This is a genomic window from Bradyrhizobium sp. USDA 10063 (assembly GCF_054063735.1).
In genome coordinates, this window is sequence record NZ_JBSSGP010000002.1 from 7,509,434 (window position 1) to 7,529,888 (window position 20,455).

Consider the following 20,455-nt stretch of genomic DNA (forward strand, 5'->3'; position numbering starts at 1 on the left):
CGGAAAATTTTTATCGATTTCATTTCCTCTCGGGGAGGCAGGAATCGTCCTTAGGCGGTCGGGATATCCGACGACCGGGCGGCGCCGGAGGGATGCCGCTCGATCCAGTTTCATAGAGAGCCTGCATATGCCCCGCCGCGCCGCCATTGCCCACTCGATCCCGATCCACCGAAACGTCCGCTATGCCACTTTGTTCGCGGGCGTCAGCGTGGTGGCGCTTTTCATAGCGAACCCCGAGGTTGTGGCGCGCCCGCTGGGTAGCTCGGCACCGTCGCCCTCCGCTGCGGCCGTAGCATCGGCACAAACGGCCGCGCAGGACGCAGCAAAAGCAGCGCGACAGGCGCAGGATTCACTGACGCGTGCAACGCAAGCGATCCAGGCCATGCAGGCGGCGCAGACCGCTGCGCGCAGCGCGGCCCAGCAGGCCTCGGGCAGCATCCCCGATGGACTGACGGCGGGCGGGCTGCAGGTCGCGCCGGGCGCCGTGCCCGGCTCCAGTCTGTGGCAGGGCGCACAATTGCCGACGCAAGCCCAGGTGAATGGCCGCACCCAGGTCGATATCCGGCAGACCCAGCAGAAGGCGCTCCTCAATTGGCAGACCTTCAATGTCGGTCGGGAGACCACGGTCAATTTCGATCAGCAGGGCAATGCGTCGTGGGTCACGCTCAACCGCGTGCTTGATCCCACGGCAAGCCCCTCGCGCATCGCGGGCCAGATCAAGGCCGATGGGCAGGTCTACATCATCAATCGCAACGGCATCATCTTCACCGGCACGAGCCAGGTGAATGTCGCGAGCCTGACGGCCAGCGCGCTCGACACGCCGGATGCGAAATTCCTGAGCGGCATCGTGACGCCACGCTGGGAGATCGAGGCGAGCTTCGCCGCAGCTCCGGGCGTCACGGCAGGCGCGGTCAAGGTGGAGGCTGGTGCGCGCATCGAGGCGGGCACCCAGGGGCAAGTGCTGCTGCTCGGCGGCACGGTCGAGAACGCCGGCACGATCCGTACGCCGGACGGCCAGACGCTCTTGGCCGCGGGCGATGCCGTGCATCTCAAGGCCAGCACCGATGCCGCGCTGCGCGGCTATCTCGTCGAGGTGGATGGCGAGGGCGCTGCGGTCAATCGCGGCGACATCCTCGCCGAGCATGGCAATGTGACGCTTGCCGCCAAGGATGTCTTCGCCGGCGGCCGGCTCGGCGCCACAACCAGCGTGTTGGCGAACGGCTCGATCACCCTGCAGGCGCGCTCCGACACCGCTTACGATCCGGTGGCTCCCGGCAACCCGGAACCGCGCCGGCCGTTCCAGCACAGCGGCACGCTGACGATCGGCGAGGGCGCCCTGATCGATGTCATGCCGGATCTCGCCGATGCGACCACGGTGGCCGGGCGCTCGCTGCTCAACCCGTCGACAGTGTCGCTCTATGGCAACCTCATCGACATCCAGAGCGGCGCCACGGTGCTCGCCTCCGGCGGCGAAGTCAGTGCTACCGCGCGAGAGAATCCGAACGATGTCGTGCTCGCCAACAGGCCGGACCGGAGCCGGATCTATATCGACGCCGAGGCCGTGATCGACGTCTCGGGCACGCGCGGCGTCATGATCCCGGTCGAGCGCAATTTCATCGAGGTGGAGCTGCGTGGCCACGAGCTGCGCGACAATCCGCTGCTGCGCCACTCGCCGCTGTACGGTCAGAAGGTCTGGATCGACGTCCGCAAGACCGGCCGCTTCAGCGATCCGCTGATGCAGGACGTCGAGTGGTTCGCCGGCGAGCCGGGGGTCTGGTACGGCTCGCCGCTGTTCGACGCCTCCGGCTATATCGGCCTGGTGCGCCGTGGCATTGGCGAGCTGACCTCGCGCGGTGGCGCCATCACCCTGGCGGGCCACGGCGACATCGTGGTGCGGGACGGCGCCACCCTTAACGTCAGTGGCGGCACGCTGGATTACAGCGCGGGATACGGGCGGGTCTCCAGCCTGCTGTCGAACGGCCGGCGCGTCAGCATCGGCGATGCGCAATGGGGGCAGACCTATGATGGCCTGGCCGGCCAGTTCATTCGCGACCATGCGCGCTGGAATGCGCGCGAGATCTGGACCTCGCCGCTGCTGTCGGGAGGACATTGGGAGACCGCCGCGACCGAGGGGCAGGCGGCCGGCACGGTCAGTCTGAACGCCCCGCGGGTGGTGCTCGACGGCATGGTCGCCGCCTATGTCGACCCCGGCACACGGCCCAAGGCCGGCGAACCGGCGCCGGTCGGCGGCAAGCTTGTGCTCGGCGACGCAGGCGCCGTTGAGGACAATAATCGACTTACCAATTACCGCCTGGCCGGTGCGATCCTGCAGAACGAGATCGCGAGGCTGACAGAAGGCTTCAACGTCGGCACGGAGCTTGCGGACGATTTCGTGACCACCGTGTCGGCGGATCGTCTCAAGGAGGGCGGCGTCGGTCGGCTTGAGGTCTACGCCAACGACAAGGTGACGGTGGCGGCCGATACCGACATCGAGCTCAGAGATGGCGGCGGTGTGAAAGTCACCGCTGGCGCCATCGACGTGAATGGCCGCATCGCGATAGCCGGCGGCAGCATCACGCTTGCCACCGCCTACACCTACACCTCGCTTGGCGCGGCGGATCAGCAGACCATCCGGTTGAGCCGCGAGGCTATTCTCGACACGGCGGGACGCTGGACCAACGACTTCCGCTTGCCTTTCGCGACTGCCGCAGCCCGCAACGGCGGCAGCATTTCGCTTGTTGCCGGCGAACCGGAAGAGACCGGTGTGCGCACCGTGCAGGGATCGATAGAGCTCGAAACCGGCAGCGTGATCGACGTCTCCGGCGGCGGCTATCTCGACGCGAAGGGCAAGCTCACCCTCGGCGATGGCGGCACGATCACCATTGCCACCGACAGGCTGACATTCGGCGCCGAGCTGCGCGGCCACGCGCTGGCGACGGAGACCATCGCAGGCCGGGGCGGCACCTTAAGCGTCACCTCCAACGACATCTACATCAGCAATGCACCGCTGTTGCCCGATGGCACGCTGGGCGCGGGCATGTCTGCGCCGAAGGAACTGCGGCTGAGATCCGATGTCGCATTCAGGGCCGGTTCGCGCGTTCCATTGCCGTTCGCATACACGGCATCGCTCGCATCATCGGGAGAAACGGTCCTTGCGCTTGCCTATCCGAGATTATCGGATGCCGAACCGCTGCTGGTGCATGCGGATTGGAAGGTGCCGAATGGCGTGTCCTATGTGAGGGCAGGCGGCCAGTATTTCTATAGTGGCAGTACGGTTCCAGCCGGGACACGGCTCACGTACTGGGCCTATTCCATTCCAGCAGGATTTGTCGTTGCGGCCGATGCCTTTCCTAATGGCATTCCGCTGACATCGCCGGTCTTGCTGCAGGCGCTTCCCGGCAGTGTTGCGCCCAACGACGTGGTCGTATCGGCCGGAACGATCGTTCCCAAAGGAACGGTCTTCGAACAGGCCATAGCCGTCATGCCGCCCGTGAACCTGGCGCCGAACTTCTTCGCGGAGGGCGGGTTTACGCGGTACGCGCTCAATGGCCTGACGCAACTGACGATCGAGGCCGGCACGAGTCTTGCGCCGGTCGCATCGACGCGGCTGATCACTGGCGACCCGCGCTCGTTCGCCATGTCCACGGCGCTCGCCGATCTTGGCCACATCGTCGTTCAGCCGGCGGAGGTCAGACACGCCGTCAGCCTCGATCTCGAAGCCAGCCAGGCGCTTCTTACGGTCGGCCTTTATGCAATCACCAAAACGGGCGCGATCGGTACGCTCCTGATGGGCACCGACAGCGAGATCGCGGTCGATGCCGGCGGCTCGGTATCGCTCAGCGCCGCTGGCCGCGTCGAGGTCGGCGGCACGATCATCGCGCCTGGCGGCACGATTCGTCTCGCCATATCCGAGACCGCGGCCGCTGCCCCCGGCCTAGTGTTCGCGCCCGACCGCGCGGTGTGGCTGACCTCCGACGCGCGTCTGCTGGCGCAAGGCACGACGGCGTTGAACCCGAATGCCTTCGGCCTGCGTACCGGCGCGGTGCTCGACGGCGGCTCCGTCGTGCTCGACGCGTCATGGAACGGCTATGTGGTGACCGAGGCTGGCTCGCTGATCGACGTGTCGGGCGCATCCGGGGTTCTCGACCTTCCAGTGACATCAGGAGCCGGCGTCAACCTCCTTCGCACGGCGCGCTTCGGCACGACGCCGACTGCGGTCTGGAGCAATGCGGGCAGCATCACGATCTCTGCCCATGATGGCGGCTATCTGGAAGGCTCGTATCGCGCGGAGCGGTCGCATTCGCTTGCCGCCGGCGGTTCGATCTCGGTTGTCAGCAATTTCAAGAATCCCGCTGGTCCGGCTGACTCGCTGTCGACTGAAATCGTCCTGCGGCAGTCCGGAACGCGGCTGCCGGCCAATCTAGCGCCGGGCGCCGTGCCTGGTACATCGCTTGCCAAGCTCTATGTCGCGGCCGATGCGCTCAGTGAAGCAGACTTCGATCGCATCACCGTGTCCGCGGACGCTGCCATCAACTTCGATGGAGATGTGACACTCGGCGCGCGGCGTGCGCTGACGATCGACTCGCGCATCATGCGCGCGGTTGCCACCGCTGAGGCTCCGGAGCCGGTTGTGCGGCTGAGCGCACCCTATCTCACCGTCGGCAATCTGGGGATCAGCCGCCAGGGCAACATGGCGGCAGCGTCGGGCGGCACCGGCGCGTTCGAGCTGTCAGGCGCTTTGATTGATCTTGCCGGCAATCTGCATCTGCAGGGCTTCGGCAGAGCAAGCGTTCAAAGCAGCGGCGATCTGCGTCTCGCGGGCGTCGCGACATACCAGGCACCGCTCTTCGACGAGAACGGCCAGCCGGTCATGGTCGAAGTCAGCGGACGGCTCCAACAGGCCACCGGAACACTTCCCACCGGTGCGCTGCGCATCGTCGGTGAGCTCGATCTTTCGGCCACGCAAATCTATCCCACGATGGCGGCGCGATATGCGCTTGAAGCAAGCGGACCGGACGGATCGATTCGCTTCAGCCGCGCCAACGCGGCCGCCGAGCCTGCGCTGCCGTTCTCGGCCGGTGGCGTGCTGACGGTCAAGGCGGCCCAGATCGAACAGGCGGGCGTACTGCGTGCGCCGTTCGGCCAGATCACGCTCGACGCCGGCGCGGCAGGCACCGTGACGCTCGCGGCGGGCAGCGTCACTTCGGTCTCCGGCGATGGCTTGCTGCTGCCTTACGGCATCGTCGAGAACGGCGAGACCTGGAAGTTTTTCGCGGGACAGGGGCTGCCTTTCCAGCTGAGCGACAATTCGATCGTCGCGCCGCCGGCCAAGCGGCTGACGCTGAGCGGCGCCAAGGTTGATTTTGCCGCGGGCGCACAGATCGATGTTTCTGGTGGCGGCGATCTCGTCGGTACCGAGTTCATTCCGGGCAACGGTGGCTCGCACAACATCCTGGAAAGCCTCCCGGGTGCGCCGGTCTTCGCGGTGTTGCCGGGCTATCGCGGCGTCGCTGCGCCGGTTGACCCGGACGCGGGACGAAACGTACCGCTCGCGGCTGGCGATAGCGTCTGGCTTGCCGGTGTGCCGGGCCTTGCTGATGGCTATTACACGCTGCTGCCGGGCGCCTATGCCATGCTCCCCGGTGCCTTCCGCGTCACCCTTCAGAACACGACGAGCGATGTGCGCCTCGGCGCTTACGCCATGCCTGACGGTTCCTACCTCGCCGGCGGCTATCGTGCCGGCGATGGAGGTGCAACCCGCGATGCGCGTACCTCGCTCTTCCGTGTGATGCCGGGCGAGACCGTGCGGAGCTACAGTCAATACGTCGAACACAGGGCGACCACGTTCTTTGCCGCTGCGGCCGCGAAGGTGGGCGGGCTGGCGCCGCGGCTGCCGACCGATGCCGGGCATGTGGTGTTCAACGCGTCGTCGTCGCTGGTGCTCGACGGCACGGCGCGCTTCGACGCCGCGACGGGTGGGCGCGGTGGCCTTGCCGATATCGTCGCTCAATCGATTGCAGTCGTGCGGGCCGGGCAAGGTCCAGTGGACGGGTATGCGCTGACGATCGATGGTACCTCGCTCTCGCGTCTCGGTGCCGACAGCCTCTTGCTCGGCGGCACACGGCTCACGCAGACCAGCAAGACCACCATCGATGCGCGCTCCGGACGCGTGTTGATCGCCAACGACGACGCTTCGGCGATCGTCGGGCCGGAGGTGCTGGTCGTCGCCAGGGGAAGCGTCGGCGATCCGGCCGGCGGCGAGATCGTGGTGGCTTCGGGCGCCGTTATTCGCGCCGAGGGTGCGGTTACCGGCGATGCTTCGGACCGGATCGTCATCGGCATGCAGCCGACAGCGGGCGGGCCGACTGGCAGCGGCGATGGTGCGGCGCTCATCGTCTCTAACGCGCCAGGCACCCGGCTCGATCGTGCCGACCGGCTCGCCGGCGCTGATGGCATCGAGCCGGGACGGGTGACGGTCGGCGATGGCGCGGTGCTCGAAGCCGGCAGCACGCTCGTGATCGATGCGACCGCCGATACCGTGATCGGTGCGGGCGCTCGTCTGGATACGCCGTCGCTCGAGATCGCCTCGAGCCGGATCGGTTTCGGCGCCGTACCGGTCGGCACTGGCGGCCTCGTCCTCGACAATGCGGCGCTTTCTCGTCTTGGCGACGCCAGGCGTCTCATCCTGCGCAGTTACAGCACCATCAACTTCCATGGCGCACCGACGGTCGGCAGGACCGACGGCGCTGGCCGACCATTGCTCGGCGATCTCGTGCTCGATGGCGTGCTGATGCATCGCGGGACCGGCAATGCGACCGTGCAGGCGAAACTTCTGACGCTACGCAACAGCAACGGCATCGTCGTCGGCGACGATCCGTCGGCAAGCGGCGAGTTGACCATCAGGGGCGGCTCGATTGTCGTCGACCACGGCGCAAACCACATTCGTGGCTTCAGCACGGTCACCTTCGCCGCCAAACGCGATCTGACCTTCGCCGGCACGGGCGAACTGACGGTCGGAACTGCCGGCGCCGCGAGCAACGTGGTGCTCGCCGTCGGATGGATCAAGGGCAGCAGCGGCGCCACCCAGCGCCTGACCGCGACGGGTGACCTCTCCATGTTCGCGAGTGCAGGGACGGTGGTGCCGAACAGCGGCGACTTCGGCGCCTCGCTGACGCTCGCCGGACGCAATCTCGATATCGGAGGCGTTGTCGATCTGCCGTCTGGCGAGCTCACGCTCGATGCGACGAACTCGCTGATCATCGGCGGCACCGCGCGCCTGGTGACGGCGGGTCGTGCCAGCACCTTCTTTGATCAGACGCGCGTGGTTCCCGCCGGCGATGTGACGTTGGTCGCCCGCACCGGCAATATTGACGTGCATGCCGGTGCCATGATCGACCTTTCCGCTGGTGTCGCCGGCGGCGAGGCGGGCACGCTCGGCGTGCAGGTACCGAGCGGCGTCCTGAACCTGGCCGGCAGCATCGCCGGTGGCAGCTTCGCGCTTGATGCAAGTACCGTCCCGAACTTTGGCGCGCTCAACGCCACGCTTAATACCGGCGGCTTTGCCGACAGCCGCACATTCCGTGTCCGATCGGGCGACCTCATGCTCGATGGCACAACACGCAGCGGTGCTCTCAGCGTCACGGCCGACGCCGGCAGCATCATCATCGCACCGGGCACAGTGATCGATGCGAGCGGCGCAAAGGGCGGCATCGTCCGGCTCGTCGCAGCGCAAAGCCTGGTGATGCGTGAAGGCGCAACTATCATCGCCCGCGGCAGCGAGGGACGCGGGGGCCGTGTCGACTTCGTCGCTGGCTCCGGCACGCTGGCGCTGAATGCCGGGGGGATCATCGACGTCACCGGAGCGACGCGGGAGGGCCGCATTCATCTGCGCGCCGGGCGCGACAGCGCGACTTCCGGCTTCCGTCTGGCCGAAGCGTCTGCGACCTTCATCGGCGCCGAGCGCGTCGATGCCGAGGCGGTTTGGACCTATGACGGCGTGAGTCGGCTCGACGCAGCGAGGCTCAACGCCGCGCTCGCCGACGCCGAGGCTTTCATGGGTGCCGAGAAGAGCGCCATCCTGGCCCGTCTCGGCCGCAGCGGCGACAGCGGCTTCCATCTTGTCTCCGGAATCGAGATGCGTTCCTCGGGCGACATGACAGTTGCCGAGGATCTCGACCTTGCAGGCAAGCGCCCGGGTGGCGAGGTGGGCGCACTGACGCTGCGCGCTGCCGGTGACCTTAAGATTGACAAGACCATCAACGACGGCTTCGATGGCTTCGGCTGGGTGCCCGGCGGCGTTATCAACGGGGTGGTTTCGGACTATCAGCCGACTATCCGCGGCACGCTCAGGGCGGACGACAGCTGGTCCTATCGGCTTGTTGGCGGCGCCGATACCAGTTCGGCCGATCCCTTGGCCTTGCGATCGTCGTTCGACCTGCCGGCCAATTCCGGCAACGTGGTGCTCGCGACCGACGTGATCATCCGCACCGGCACCGGCGACATCGATATCGCCGCAGGTCGAGACATCGTCTTCACCTCCGGCAAGAAGATGCTGATCTACAACGGGACGGATACCTCAAGGAGCATCGAGCTCGACAAAGCCATTGATTTCGTCACCGGCCGGCTCCGACCCGAATATACCGGCTGGAAGGTTCTCGGCAATTTCACCGACTATAATCGCCCCGCCGCCGTGATTTACACCGCCGGCAGGGTCGCTGGCCCAGGTGCGGTTTATTTCTCGACCGACACGCTCGCGTCCGGGAAGCAAAATTATAAGCCGCTGGTGACCTACGCAGAGGGGGGTGGCGACGCGCGCCTGACCGCTGGCGAAGACGTCGCGGGCGTCTCGCGTGTCGTCACCTGGCAGTGTAACGGCCGCAATGGCGCGTGCTCGTCAGTCGGACGCGCGACCGGAAGCCAGTTCATCGCCGATTGGCTGATGCGCCAAGGGCAGATGGCCGCGGATGGGGTGAATTTCGCCGTAGCCGGTTCGGGGGCGTCGCGGCCGGGCCAGGTCCTCAATACGGCCTGGGCGGTCGACTACGGCAAGTTCAAGCAGGGCGTCGGCGCATTGGGCGGTGGCGACCTCAGCGTGACAGCCGGTGGCCGCATGGACAACATGACGCTCGCCGTGCCGCACAGCGGCTGGCTCGCAGCCGGCAATGGGGCGACGCTGGCGCCCGCCACAACGCCCATCAATGCAACCCTGCTCACCTACGGCGGCGGCGATCTCAACGTCAGCACCGGCAGCGACGTCACCGCCGGCATCTTCTATGTCGGCCGTGGCGTCGGGACGCTCGATGTCGGAGGCGCAATGGGATCGGTCACCCTGCCGAGCGGCGCGCATTTCGACAATGTGCTGGCGCTGGCCGACGCCAAGATTGCGATCACGGCCCGCGGCGACATCAATATCGGCGCCGTCTTCAACCCGACGCTGCTCGGCACGACGAACGGTGCGAGCTCAAGTTATGATCTGCCGGAAGGTATCTATTTTTCGACCTACACCGAGAGAAGCGCGGTCGCGATCACGTCCAATGCCGGCAATATCCGCCTGTCGACCATGCAGGAGATGGATGCCAACATGAAGGATACGCTGGTCGGGCTGGGCGATCCGAGCCAGGGCAGAAAGGATCCCGCGAATACCGCCAATCACAAGCTTTATTGGGGCCTTGCCTTCACCCTCTATCCCGGCACGCTCGATGCGATCGCCTTCGACGGCAGCATCTCGGTGGGCGCGCCGTGGGACTACGGACTGACGCAGGTCGAAGGCGGCGGTCTGACCCTGATGCCGACGCGCAACGGTAACCTCACGCTGCTCGCGGCCGAGACCGTCGACCTGCAACGCGTGAAAAACAACTTCAGTGTTTCCGACGCCGATCCCAATCTTGTCGCAAACCCGTTCAGGCCAGGCTCGATCTTCTATCGCGACGTGCTGTTCTACACGACGCAACTGCTGAATCCGCGCCAGGGGATCCCCGGATCCGACCTTTCGCTGACGCATGACCGCAATCTCTTCCGTGCCGATGACACGGACCCTGTTCGCATCTATGCCCGCGACGGCAGCATCCTGTTCGGGCCGACCTTCTTTTCGGCGAAACCGGCCTCGATCCAGGCCGGACTCGACATCGTCGATCTGAGCTTCGTCGGCCAGAACCTGCGGTCCGATCAGGTGACGACGATCAGGGCTGGCCGCGACATCGGTCGCCGTGCCGAGGTCACCACCGGCGGAGTCCTGGTCGATGCGACCGCAGGTCACAATGCAGGCACCATGATCAAGCTTGGCGGACCGGGCTTGCTCGACGTCATCGCGGGACGCGATCTCAACCTGTTCTCGGCCGACGGCATAGAAACGGTCGGCAACCAGCTCAATCCACATCTGCCGGCCGATCAAGGCGCAAGTGTTGTGCTGACCATCGGCGCGGGCCAGCAAGGACCGGACTACAAGGCGTTCGCGGCCGCCTATCTGGATCCGGCGTCCCGCGGAGTCCCTGTGCGCCATTACGCCGATAGACTGGTCGCGTACATGCGCGACGAGTCCGGCCATGCCGATCTCACCGAGGCGGATGCCTGGACAGCCTTCCAGGCTTTGCCGGAAAGCCGACGCAGCGCTTTCATCCGCACCATGTTCTATGAGGAGCTCGCCACCGTCGGCGCGGAGGGCGCCATCTCGAAAAACTATAACGCCGGCTACGATGCGATCGCTGCCATGTTCCCGGCTGCCAAAGGCAGCTATGCCGGCGACCTGTCGATGATCTACAGCCAGGTGAAGACCATGCAGGGCGGCGGCATCGACATTCTTGCGCCGGGTGGGCGCATCGATGCCGGACAGGCGGTGCCGTCGCGACAGAGCCTGCTCGACGGGTTGGGCAGGGTGATCCAGCCGAAGACGCCCGATCGGCTCGGCATCACCAGTGTGCGCGGCGGTGACATCAGGATCTTCCTCGAAGGCAGCATGACGGTGAACTCGTCGCGCGTCTTCACGCTCGGCGGCGGCGATATCCTGATCTGGTCGTCGAACGGCGATATCGATGCCGGCAAGGGCGCCAAGACGGCGCTGCTCGCGCCGCCGCCACGCATCATCTTCGATCCCGCAAGCGGAACCTTCAGGACCGAATTCACGGGCGAAGCCACCGGCAGCGGCATCGGCACGCTGATCACAAGCGCCGCTCAGGAGCGGGGCGACGTCAGTCTGGTCGCCCCGCGCGGCCGGGTGGATGCAGGCGATGCCGGCATTCGCGTCTCGGGCAATCTCGTGATTGCGGCGCTCGAAATCCGTGGCACCGACAACATCCAGGTGAGCGGCACGTCGATCGGGGTGCCGACCAACACGACCGACACCGGTGCGCTGACGGCAGCTTCCAACACGGCGGCGGCAACGCAACAATCCGGTTTGCCGGCGCAAGCCGCGAACTCGGACCAGTCCTCGATCATCGTCGTCGAGTTTCTCGGCTTTGGGGGCGGTACCGGAGAAACCCCGGACAACGTCGAAGAAGACCGGAGGAGAAGCCAGAGTCAGAGAAGTTACGATCCGACCAGTTCGGTGCAGTATGTCGGGGTCGGCCAACTCACCAGCGAGCAATTGCGAAAGCTTACGCCGGACGAACAGCGTAAGCTGGCCGTGCAATGAGTCTCTCGCCTCGGACGGCCACGACCGGCGAATGTCCGGTATCGGTGGTTGCGCCTCCGCGATTTGCCGGGCACATTTAGATCATGATCCGATTGGACGGGATCGGATCATGATCTGATCTCTTTGTTTGAGCATGATCTCCGCGCAAACGCTTCGCGTTAGGGAAAACCGGTTTCCACTTTTCCGGATCATGCTCTAGCTCTTACCATCGCATTTGGGCATGAAGCCATTCACATCCCGCACCAGATCAGGCATCACCTCCTCGGCGGAACGTTTGCCCGTCACCAGGCTTTCGGTGTGGTTCTTGATCACCTCGATGATCTTCAGGGAGTTTTCACCCGGAAATGATGTCCAATCCGTCAGCACCGGTAATTGTTGAATGCTGGTCATGTGGTTGGGGTTCTTGGCATAGAACGGGCCGAGGAGATCGGGCGACTTCACGGCGATCTCGTTGCCGGGCATGTAACCGGTATAGTTCACCATGAGCGTCTGACCGATCGGGCCGGTGACGAACTTCACATACTCCCACGCTGCTTTCTGCCGCTCCGCATCTTTGGCGAAGACCATGGCGACATTGCCGCCCGCCGGCAGCTTGCCCTCCGGTGCTGACAACGGAAACGCGACAGTCCTGAAAGCAAAGCGGTTGCCGATCTGGCGGTCCGCCGCAGCCACATAGGACGTGGAGTCGACGAGGATGGCGACGCTGCCGGCCACGAATGACTGACGCGCCTGGCTGATACCGAAGTTGGGCATTCCTGACTTGCCAAAAGACTCCAAGGTCTTCAGCGCCCACATGCCGGCATCGTCACCGAACGCTATTGTGCAGCCGTCGGCCTTCAGCATGTGCCCAGCGCGGCTGGTGACGAGTGACTGCAGCAGCCAGTTTCCGGTTTGGTCCCATTGGTAGTAAAATCCGGTCACGCCAGCTCCCGCACTTGCCTGAATTTTCTGACCTGCGGCGATGAGTTCGGGCCAGACCTTGGGCAGGGCAGCCGGATCGAGACCGGCCTTCTTCACGAGGTCGGCGTTCACATAGAGCACCGGCGTTGAGACCGCGAAAGGCAGACCGTAGAGCTTGCCTTTCCATTGGCCGAGCGCTGCGAGCGTGGCGTAGTAGCCAAGTTTGTCGAAGCCACCATCCGACGCGACGAAGGCATCAAGCGGTACGCCGAGGCCGCGATCAACGAACAAGCCGATCTGGTTGATGCCGTTGAATGCGACATCCGGCAGGCGGCCGGTGATCTGGTCGCGCAGGATCTGCTGTGCTGCCTCTTCGTATCCGGCCGCCGGATTGCGAAACTTCACCTTGATGTCGGGATGGGTCTCGGTGAAGCGCTTGGCCAGCTCCTGCTGAAGAGCATTGAAGGTCCCCGGCGTGGTGTAGAGCACGTCGAGCGTCACCTCCGCATGGGCGGGGGCGACCGCCAGCGCGGTCAGGAATGCGGCGCCCGCGACCCTCAAGACGGAACGTGCCAGCAATCTGTCGAGCATGATAATCTCCCTTTGGTCACTTCATGGCAGTGGTTGTCAGCCCGTCGATGAAGCGGCGCTGGGCGAAGAGGAAAGCGAGCAGCAGTGGGGCGACGATGATCGTGGCGCCAGCCATGAGCGGGCCGAGGAATTGGCCGGCCTCGTCATCGCGGAACAGGAGGATGCCGAGCGCTGGTGTCGAGATCTCCTCGCTTCGCACGGCAATCAGCGGCCAGAACAAGTCGTTCCAGTGGGCGACCACCGAGAAGATGCCGAATGCGGCGAGCGCGGGGGCACTCATGGGGATCATCATGCGCCAGATGATCTCGAACTCACCGAGCCCATCGAGCCGGGCGGCGTGGATGATTTCGTCGGGGATGGATCGGAAGAACTGGCGCAGCAGGAAGATGCCGAAGGCCGAGATGATCCAGGGAAGAATGAGAGCCGCGTAGGTGTCGAGCAGCCCGAAGACGTAGAGCAGGACAAAATGAGGAATGGCCAGTGCCTGCGGTGGCACGAGAAGGGCCACCAGCACCGCGGAAAACAAAGTGTCACGCCCACGGAAGCGCAGCTTGGCGAGCGCGTAGGCGCATGGCACGCAGATCACGAGCTGCAGCGTGAAGATGACCCCGCAGACGAAGACGCCATTGAGCAGGAAGCGGCGCATCGGCGCCGCGGTCAGCGCAACGCGATAGTTCTCGACGCCGTGGAAGGTTTTTGGCCAGAGATGGAAGTCGGGTTGAAAAATCTCGTCCGGTGGCTTCAACGACAGGCTGACCATCCACACGAAAGGAAGCAATGCAAATGCCGCGGAAGCGACGAGCAGAGCGTGGCGTGCGATGCGTCCTGCGAGCCGGTAGCGAGGGCGATGCGCGTTCATGAATAGTGCACCCGGCGTTCGATGAGCCGCGCCTGGGCGAGCGTGAGAGCGACCACGATCGCAAGGTAGACCACCGTGAGGGCTGCGCCGTAGCCGGTGCGCAGATAGTCGAAGCTCTCGGAATAGAGCCGGTTCAGCAGGACCTCGGAGGCGTAGTTCGGGCCGCCCTGGGTGAGCACGCGCACACTGTCGAACACCTCGAAGGCGCGGCTTGCGGTGAGGATGACGACGAACATGGTGACCGGCCCCAACATGGGGAGAGTCACGATCCGCAGCCGGTCAAAGGGGCCATCCGCGCCGTCGATCGCGGCCGCATCGTAGAGCTGCTGGGGCACTGCTTTCAGGCCTGAGACAAAGAGCACCATGGCGAAGCCAAAGCCCTGCCAAATGCCGATAAGGGCCAGGGCGAGGAGTGCCGTGTGCTCGTCCCGCAGCCAATTGATTCCGGTCACGCCGAACGTGGCGAGCGCCCGGTTGACCAGGCCGATGCTGGGATGAAGCATGGTGCCCCACACCACGGCCATGGCCGACATGGTGGACATGACCGGCAGGAAGTGCACCGCGCGATAGAAGCTGCGCAAGCCGGCGCTAGCCTCGATGAGCAGAGCGACGACAAGACCAAGCCCCACCGTCCCCGGCACCACGATCGCCACATAGACGCAGGTGTTGATCAGGGCCTTCCAGAACGGCGGGTCCGCCCACAACGCAGCAAAATTCCTGGTACCGATGAAATGGAAGGTGGTGGCGCCCAATTGCCAGTCGGTGAACGAGAACAGGATCACCGCCGCGGCTGGGCCAAAGAGCAGGCAGATGAGCAGGATCAAGGCCGGGGAAACGGCGAGCCAGCCGACAGCGGCCTCGGTCGCCTGATGCCGATGACGGGCGACCGGACGGCTGCGGCACTGGATCGAGGCCGTCACGTCCATGCCGGCACCCGCTCGACATTGCTGCAGCGTCTGCCGCTGTCGTCGAACTGCATCAGCCGCGCGGCATCGACCTTGAGCGCCACCGCGCTGCCCAGGGACAAGCGCGGTTCGTCGGGGGCAGTGCGGATCACCACGGTTTCGGGGCCGCCAAGGAGCGCCACATGCACGAAGATGTCGGAGCCGAGATTTTCAAGATTCGTCACCGTGCCACCGGGCAGCCCATCGGTTGGGGTGGTCAGGACCGCCGCTTCGGGACGAAATGCGAGGTGTTTCGTCTGCGGCGCAAGTGCTGCCGATAGGTTCGGTCGGTCATCCGCCCAATGATCGCGAACGACCACGTTGATCTTGGGGCTGCCGATCATCTCGGCCACTCTGAGATCCCGCGGGTCGCGATAGAGCTCTTCCGGAGGGCCGACCTGGAGCAGTTCGCCGCCCATCATCACGGCCACGCGGTCCGCCATCGTCATGGCCTCCGACTGGTCGTGCGTGACATAGACGAAGGTCACGCCGAGCCGGCGGTGGAGCGCGGTGATTTCTGTCCGCATCTGCACTCGGAGCCTGGCGTCGAGATTGGACAGCGGCTCATCCATCAGAAAAACGGTGGGGTGCCGCACCATGGCGCGGCCGAGGGCGACGCGCTGGCGTTGCCCGCCGGAAAGCTGGCCGGGCTTGCGGTGAAGCAGATGGGCCACGTCGAGCATGGCGGCGGTCCGCTCCACCTCCGTGTGGATGCTCCTTTCGATGCCGGTGCGTCCCGGCAGGAGCCGCCCCAGGAACGGCAGGCGCTGTGCGAAGGAGAGCCGCCGCGTGCGCAAGGGCAGGGCGATGTTGTCGAATACAGTGAGGTGGGGATACAGGGCGTAGGATTGAAACACCATGGCGACATCCCGGTCCTTTGGACGGGCTCCATCCACGGACCGGCCGCCGACGCTCACTTCGCCCGCATCCTGGTCCTCAAGCCCCGCGATGATGCGCAGCATGGTGGACTTGCCGCAGCCGGACGGCCCCACCAGGGTCAGGAATTCACCGTCCCGGATCTTCAGGGAGACTCCCTTGAGGACCGACACCTCCCCGTAGCGCTTCTCGATGCCGCGCAGCTCGATCTCAGCCACGGCCGCCTCGCTGCAGCGCATTGCCATCCATGCCGGAGCCGCGCAGCCCCAGATGAGCAAGGACGGTGGGTGCGATATCGATGACCGAGGCTGCTTCGGAGCGCACCGCTCCGGCCAAGAAGCCCGGACCCGAGATCATCAGGAAGGGGGACTGCTCGGCCGTGCCGAGCCCACCGTGCTGACCCGCGCCGATGATGTCTTCCTTGCCTTCCGAACGCTTCGCGGCGAAGCTTGTCCCGACAACACCGAAAGCGTTGGGAGCTTCGGTCGCGCGCATGGCGACGGCGCAGGCGAGTCCGTTGTCGACGGACTGGCCAACACGGTGCAGCTCGGCCTTGCGCAGGACGGTGCCAGCCCAGTCCTGGCCGGACAGGAAGCTCGCGATCCCCGCCTCGCGCTCAGCGGCGCGCGGGTGAAGATAGATCAGTGCCGAAGTGCCGTTGGAGGCCACCACCACGTCGTCGGAATCGAGACTTTCCTTGAGGCCCGCGGCGACCAGCTCCGCCTCGATGTGGACGACGCCGCTTACTGTCTGATGACCATGGTCGGATCCAAGCAGAAAGAGCACATCCTCGCCGTGCGGCAATCGCGCCACGGCGTCCATGACGTGCTTTGCGTTACGGTCGGCTTCCTTGAGAATGGCCAAATGTTCGGGAGAGCCCAGCGGCAGCGCGTGCTGAGACGAGTCGGGTTCGCCGAGCCACATCAAGGCGAGGGCGGGAGGACTCGGGGCCAGTACGGCCTCCGCAATGAAGCGCTCGGTCATGGCCCGATCGCCAGCCGCGTCCAGCGTCACGCGAAGCTGCTCGGCCTCGGATAACGCGATGCGGTCTCGGCCGAACGAGCCGGCGCGATGATAGATGCGTCCGTGGCCGTCGGGATCGTGCGCATAAGCCGCACCAGGCGACACGTTGCTGAAGATCACCGCGCCACCGTGGTCACGCAGACGTTCGGCCAGCGTCGGAGCGGCGAGGCTGCGTCCGCTGACACGCCGCTTGTGCTGGAGAAAATCCGGCCGGCCGGCATCGTGGCGCACGAGGTGGCCGTCCTCGACGAGAGCCATGGTGTTGCCCTGGAGTCCGTGGCGTGCGGGCAGGCAGCCGGTGGCGAGACTTGCCGAAACGACACGCGTGCACGACGGAAAGACCGTGCCGTAAGCCGAGAACTGTTCGGCGCGCGCGGCGAAGGCGGAGAGATGTGGCGTCGTCTCGGGGCCGACGAGGTCCCGGCGCAGGCCGTCAAGGATGACAAGGATTGCGCGGCGCATGTTCACGCCTCGATGTCGTTGAGCGGGACGGGGAAGATGTCGTCGTTGCGCGGCGGGGCGCCGGTGCGACCAGCTTTCAGCCGCCCTGGCCACCCGCAGAACTCTCCGTTCACGTCCGAAGAGACGGCGATAGGCGCCCGTTCACCACTTTGCATGTCGTTCCACCGTTCGAGCTCATGGGAGAGCTGTGCACTTTGGTCGAGCTTCTATCGAGGACTGAAGACACTTTTGTGACTTGCTCGGCACATTTGTTCCAGCGCATGAATTGCGATATGGATCGGTGCAGCAGGGAGGCCGGATGTGCTGGACCAAGCAAACAAGGACGAGAACGAGCGCGCGGATTCTGCGCTCATGGCACGAATCTGCTGGCACTATTTCAAGGAGGGGCAAACCCAGGATGCGATTGCCCAGCACCTCCAGATCACGCGCAAGCGCGTCAACCGTATCCTTGCCGAGGCTCGCGACACCGGCTTCGTGCAGATCACCATCAACAGTGCGGTCAGCGCGTTCGGCGCGCTGGAAAGCGGCGTAGCGGAGAGATTTGGCCTGCGCCGGGCGATCGTGGTGCCATCGCCCATCGACGGTGGGGACGCTCGGCCCATCGTGGGCGCGGCCGCCGGCCACTATGTCTCGGAGCACTTGCCGGCGCCCGGCACGCTCGGCATCAACTGGGGCGGCACCATCAACGCAGCGGCACAGAATTTGCGGCGCCGGACCGGCGGTGGTAACCGCGTCGTACTCTTATGCGGCGGCCTCGCCGAGAGCACCCGCATCAACCCCTACGATAACGCTGCGATGATGGCACGGGCGCTGGACGCGGTGTGCTATTACGTTACTGCGCCGATGTTCGCCGACACCGCCGCGCTAAAGAACGCACTTGTCAGTAGCGAGCCTGTGCGCTCGGTGCTGGCGATGGTGCGCCATCTCAACATGGCGCTGCTCGCGGCCGTCGATTTGTCCGAGACGTCGAAAGCGCTGGAATATGGTCTTATCGATCGGAAGGTCTGGCGATCACTTCTGAAGGCGGGCGCAGTAGGCGACATCTGCGGGCACTATCTCGATCCGGAAGGCCGATTGATTGCTCACGATCTGGCCGCGCGCGTCGTCAATCCGCCGCTCAAAGAGCTCCTCAAGATCCCTCAGATCGTGCTTGCGGCCGGTGGCCTGCAGAAGCTGGCCATCATCCGCGCCGGCATCCGTGCCGGACTCTGCCACGTCCTCATTACTGATGAGCAGGTCGCTCGTGCGCTGCTGGAAACATGAATGCTGGCTTCCGATTGAGCGCGCGACTTGTCGCGTCCTCCGCACTCGTCGTGGCGAGCAGTTGAGGTGTGACTCCGACTAGTCTTTCACGACCACCAAGATGCAGTCGTGTTCTGCGAGCCAGGATCACTTCCAATTCGACATTTGAAGGCACGTCAGGAGACTGACATAACTGGGCGTGCCGCCGATGCTCTCCTGCGATGCGCAACTCGTCCGCATCGCCGGAGGAAATGTCGACCATTGGCTCTGCAACTGCTGGCGCGCGTTCTGCTCATCGCGCACGCAGCTCTTATACTGCTGGCCGCTATCTCGTCCGAATGCGGCGGCTAAATCGAGTCTACACGTCTGGGCTACATCGAAGTTGGGCGGGCGATCGGCCGCTAGCATGACGAGCTGCGATGTAAGCGCGATAATCGGTGATGAGAGCGGCATCCTGGCCTCCTCAAATGAGCAATCAAATGATGTGGCCTGAGCTGCGCCCGTGCCGAGCCGTGTTCGCTCATAGCCATCACGACGTCGCAGGCCAATGGATCCAACGCATGAAAGCCACTGCGTTGGATTTTGCGAGAATCGATCTATGCGGCTATGCGAAATCGGCAAAACCGCAGATGTAGCTTCGGGAAATTGTGGCATGGAAAGCACAGTCTCTCGCTAAGGATGCACAGATACGGAAAGTGCCCATCACGTGTAGACGCGCCGTGGTAGTATCTCCTCATCACCCGGCCCCTCGCACGCCGGATCGTTCTTCGGCTGTGACGAGAGCCGTGGAAGAGAGGGGGATTTGGCAGATGAAGGGCAGGAAATCGGTATCGACGACCGGTCTTGTCTGGCGATTCGGCGCTGCAGCAATTGCGGCCTTACTCGTGCTCCCCGACCAGGCAGCACACGCCGATGAAGGGGGCATCAGCTTTTGGATACCGGGGTTCTTTGGCAGCCTTGCGGCTACCCCCCAACAGCCGGGTTGGTCGATAACTTCGATTTACTATCGCACCCAGGTTTCCGCCAGCGGAGACGTGGCGCGGGCACGGGAAATCACGATCGGTCGCATACCCGCAAATCTGACGGCCAGCTTGGACGCCAGGGTCAATGCAACCGCCAATCTGGGCATCCTGGCCCCTACTTACGTTTTTGAGACACCTGTGCTGGGTGCGCAGGCCTCCGCCACCCTGTTAGGACTTTACGGCAACAACTCGACATCACTGGCGGGACAGCTCACAGGAACGCTGACGACGCCAGGCGGCGTGTTTCCGTTCTCGCGGTTCGATAGCATCGATAGCTCGCTCACCGCATTTGGCGATCTGATCCCGATTTTCCAGTTGAAGTGGAACGCCGGCGTTCACAACTACATGGCCTACATCACCGGGGACGTCCCGGTCGGGGCCTACGAGTCATCCCGCCTTGCAAATCTGGGGCTCGGGCACTGGGCGATCGACGCCGGCGGCGGCTACACCTATTTCGATCCAAAGACCGGGCATGAAGCTTCGGCGGTGCTCGGATTCACCTACAACTTCATAAACCCTGCTACCCAATATCAGAGTGGCGTCGACATGCACCTCGACTGGGGCGTGTCGCAATTCCTGACCAAGCAGTGGCAGGTCGGCCTCGTGGGTTACCTCTACCAGCAACTCGGCTGCGACAGCGGCTCCGGCGATCGCGTCGGCTGCTTCCAGTCGCGGGTGGTCGGCGTCGGACCGCAGGTCGGCTACATTTTCCCGGTCGGAGACATGCAGGGATATCTGAACCTGAAAGCCTATGGCGAATTTGCCAACGAAAATCGGCCGGCGGGCTGGAACCTCTGGCTGACCTTCAACCTCTCCCCGGCAGCGCCAACGCCGCCTACGTCCCCAAGGCCGATAGTCAGGAAATACTAACGCCGGTCCCCGCCCTTCGCCGGCGCGCCGTCAGCCAGCG

At 64.7% G+C, this 20,455-nt stretch carries 8 protein-coding genes; 3 read left to right on the plus strand and 5 right to left on the minus strand.

Annotated elements, in window-relative coordinates; all coding sequences use genetic code 11:
* Positions 1 to 127: 127 nt before the first annotated feature.
* A complete protein-coding gene (locus ACVJGD_RS37375) occupies positions 128 to 11,626 on the plus strand; it encodes a filamentous haemagglutinin family protein (protein WP_456638889.1) in 11,499 nt (3,832 codons plus the stop codon).
* A gap of 195 nt (positions 11,627 to 11,821) precedes the next feature.
* Here the strand turns inward: ACVJGD_RS37375 and ACVJGD_RS37380 are convergent, their stop codons facing one another.
* The 5 genes from ACVJGD_RS37380 to ACVJGD_RS37400 form a co-directional block, all read right to left on the minus strand.
* Positions 11,822 to 13,015 (minus strand): ABC transporter substrate-binding protein, encoded by a 1,194-nt coding sequence (locus tag ACVJGD_RS37380; RefSeq protein WP_456638890.1) that lies wholly within the window; start codon positions 13,013 to 13,015, stop codon positions 11,822 to 11,824.
* 118 nt (positions 13,016 to 13,133) lie between these two features.
* The gene (locus ACVJGD_RS37385; RefSeq protein ID WP_456638891.1) at positions 13,134 to 13,976 is read right to left on the minus strand and encodes a carbohydrate ABC transporter permease; all 843 of its coding nucleotides are present in this window, start codon (positions 13,974 to 13,976) and stop codon (positions 13,134 to 13,136) included.
* Positions 13,973 to 14,902: a carbohydrate ABC transporter permease gene (locus ACVJGD_RS37390; protein ID WP_456638892.1), complete on the minus strand. Its 930-nt coding sequence runs from the start codon at positions 14,900 to 14,902 to the stop codon at positions 13,973 to 13,975. Before ACVJGD_RS37390 ends, ACVJGD_RS37385 begins: the two co-directional genes overlap by 4 nt.
* The gene (locus tag ACVJGD_RS37395; RefSeq protein WP_456638893.1) at positions 14,893 to 16,014 is read right to left on the minus strand and encodes an ABC transporter ATP-binding protein; all 1,122 of its coding nucleotides are present in this window, start codon (positions 16,012 to 16,014) and stop codon (positions 14,893 to 14,895) included. The genes ACVJGD_RS37390 and ACVJGD_RS37395 overlap by 10 nt, the downstream gene beginning before the upstream one ends.
* A complete protein-coding gene (locus ACVJGD_RS37400; RefSeq protein ID WP_456638894.1) occupies positions 16,007 to 17,281 on the minus strand; it encodes an alkaline phosphatase family protein in 1,275 nt (424 codons plus the stop codon). Before ACVJGD_RS37400 ends, ACVJGD_RS37395 begins: the two co-directional genes overlap by 8 nt.
* A 300-nt stretch (positions 17,282 to 17,581) precedes the next feature.
* On the opposite strand from ACVJGD_RS37400, the gene ACVJGD_RS37405 reads away from it, so the two are divergent.
* Together ACVJGD_RS37405 and ACVJGD_RS37410 are read left to right on the plus strand one after the other, a co-directional pair.
* Positions 17,582 to 18,544, plus strand: a complete 963-nt coding sequence (locus tag ACVJGD_RS37405) for a sugar-binding transcriptional regulator (protein WP_456638895.1) — start codon at positions 17,582 to 17,584, stop codon at positions 18,542 to 18,544.
* Between the two features lie 788 nt (positions 18,545 to 19,332).
* The gene (locus tag ACVJGD_RS37410) at positions 19,333 to 20,415 is read left to right on the plus strand and encodes a SphA family protein (RefSeq protein WP_456638896.1); all 1,083 of its coding nucleotides are present in this window, start codon (positions 19,333 to 19,335) and stop codon (positions 20,413 to 20,415) included.
* Positions 20,416 to 20,455 lie beyond the last annotated feature (40 nt).

Coding starts and splice junctions, on each gene's coding strand:
- ACVJGD_RS37375 (WP_456638889.1), top strand. CDS start 128: ATGCCCCGCCGCGCCGCCATTGCCCACTCGATCCCGATCCACCGAAAC.
- ACVJGD_RS37385 (WP_456638891.1), bottom strand. CDS start 13,976: ATGAACGCGCATCGCCCTCGCTACCGGCTCGCAGGACGCATCGCACGC.
- ACVJGD_RS37390 (WP_456638892.1), bottom strand. CDS start 14,902: ATGGACGTGACGGCCTCGATCCAGTGCCGCAGCCGTCCGGTCGCCCGT.
- ACVJGD_RS37400 (WP_456638894.1), bottom strand. CDS start 17,281: ATGCGCCGCGCAATCCTTGTCATCCTTGACGGCCTGCGCCGGGACCTC.
- ACVJGD_RS37410 (WP_456638896.1), top strand. CDS start 19,333: ATGAAGGGCAGGAAATCGGTATCGACGACCGGTCTTGTCTGGCGATTC.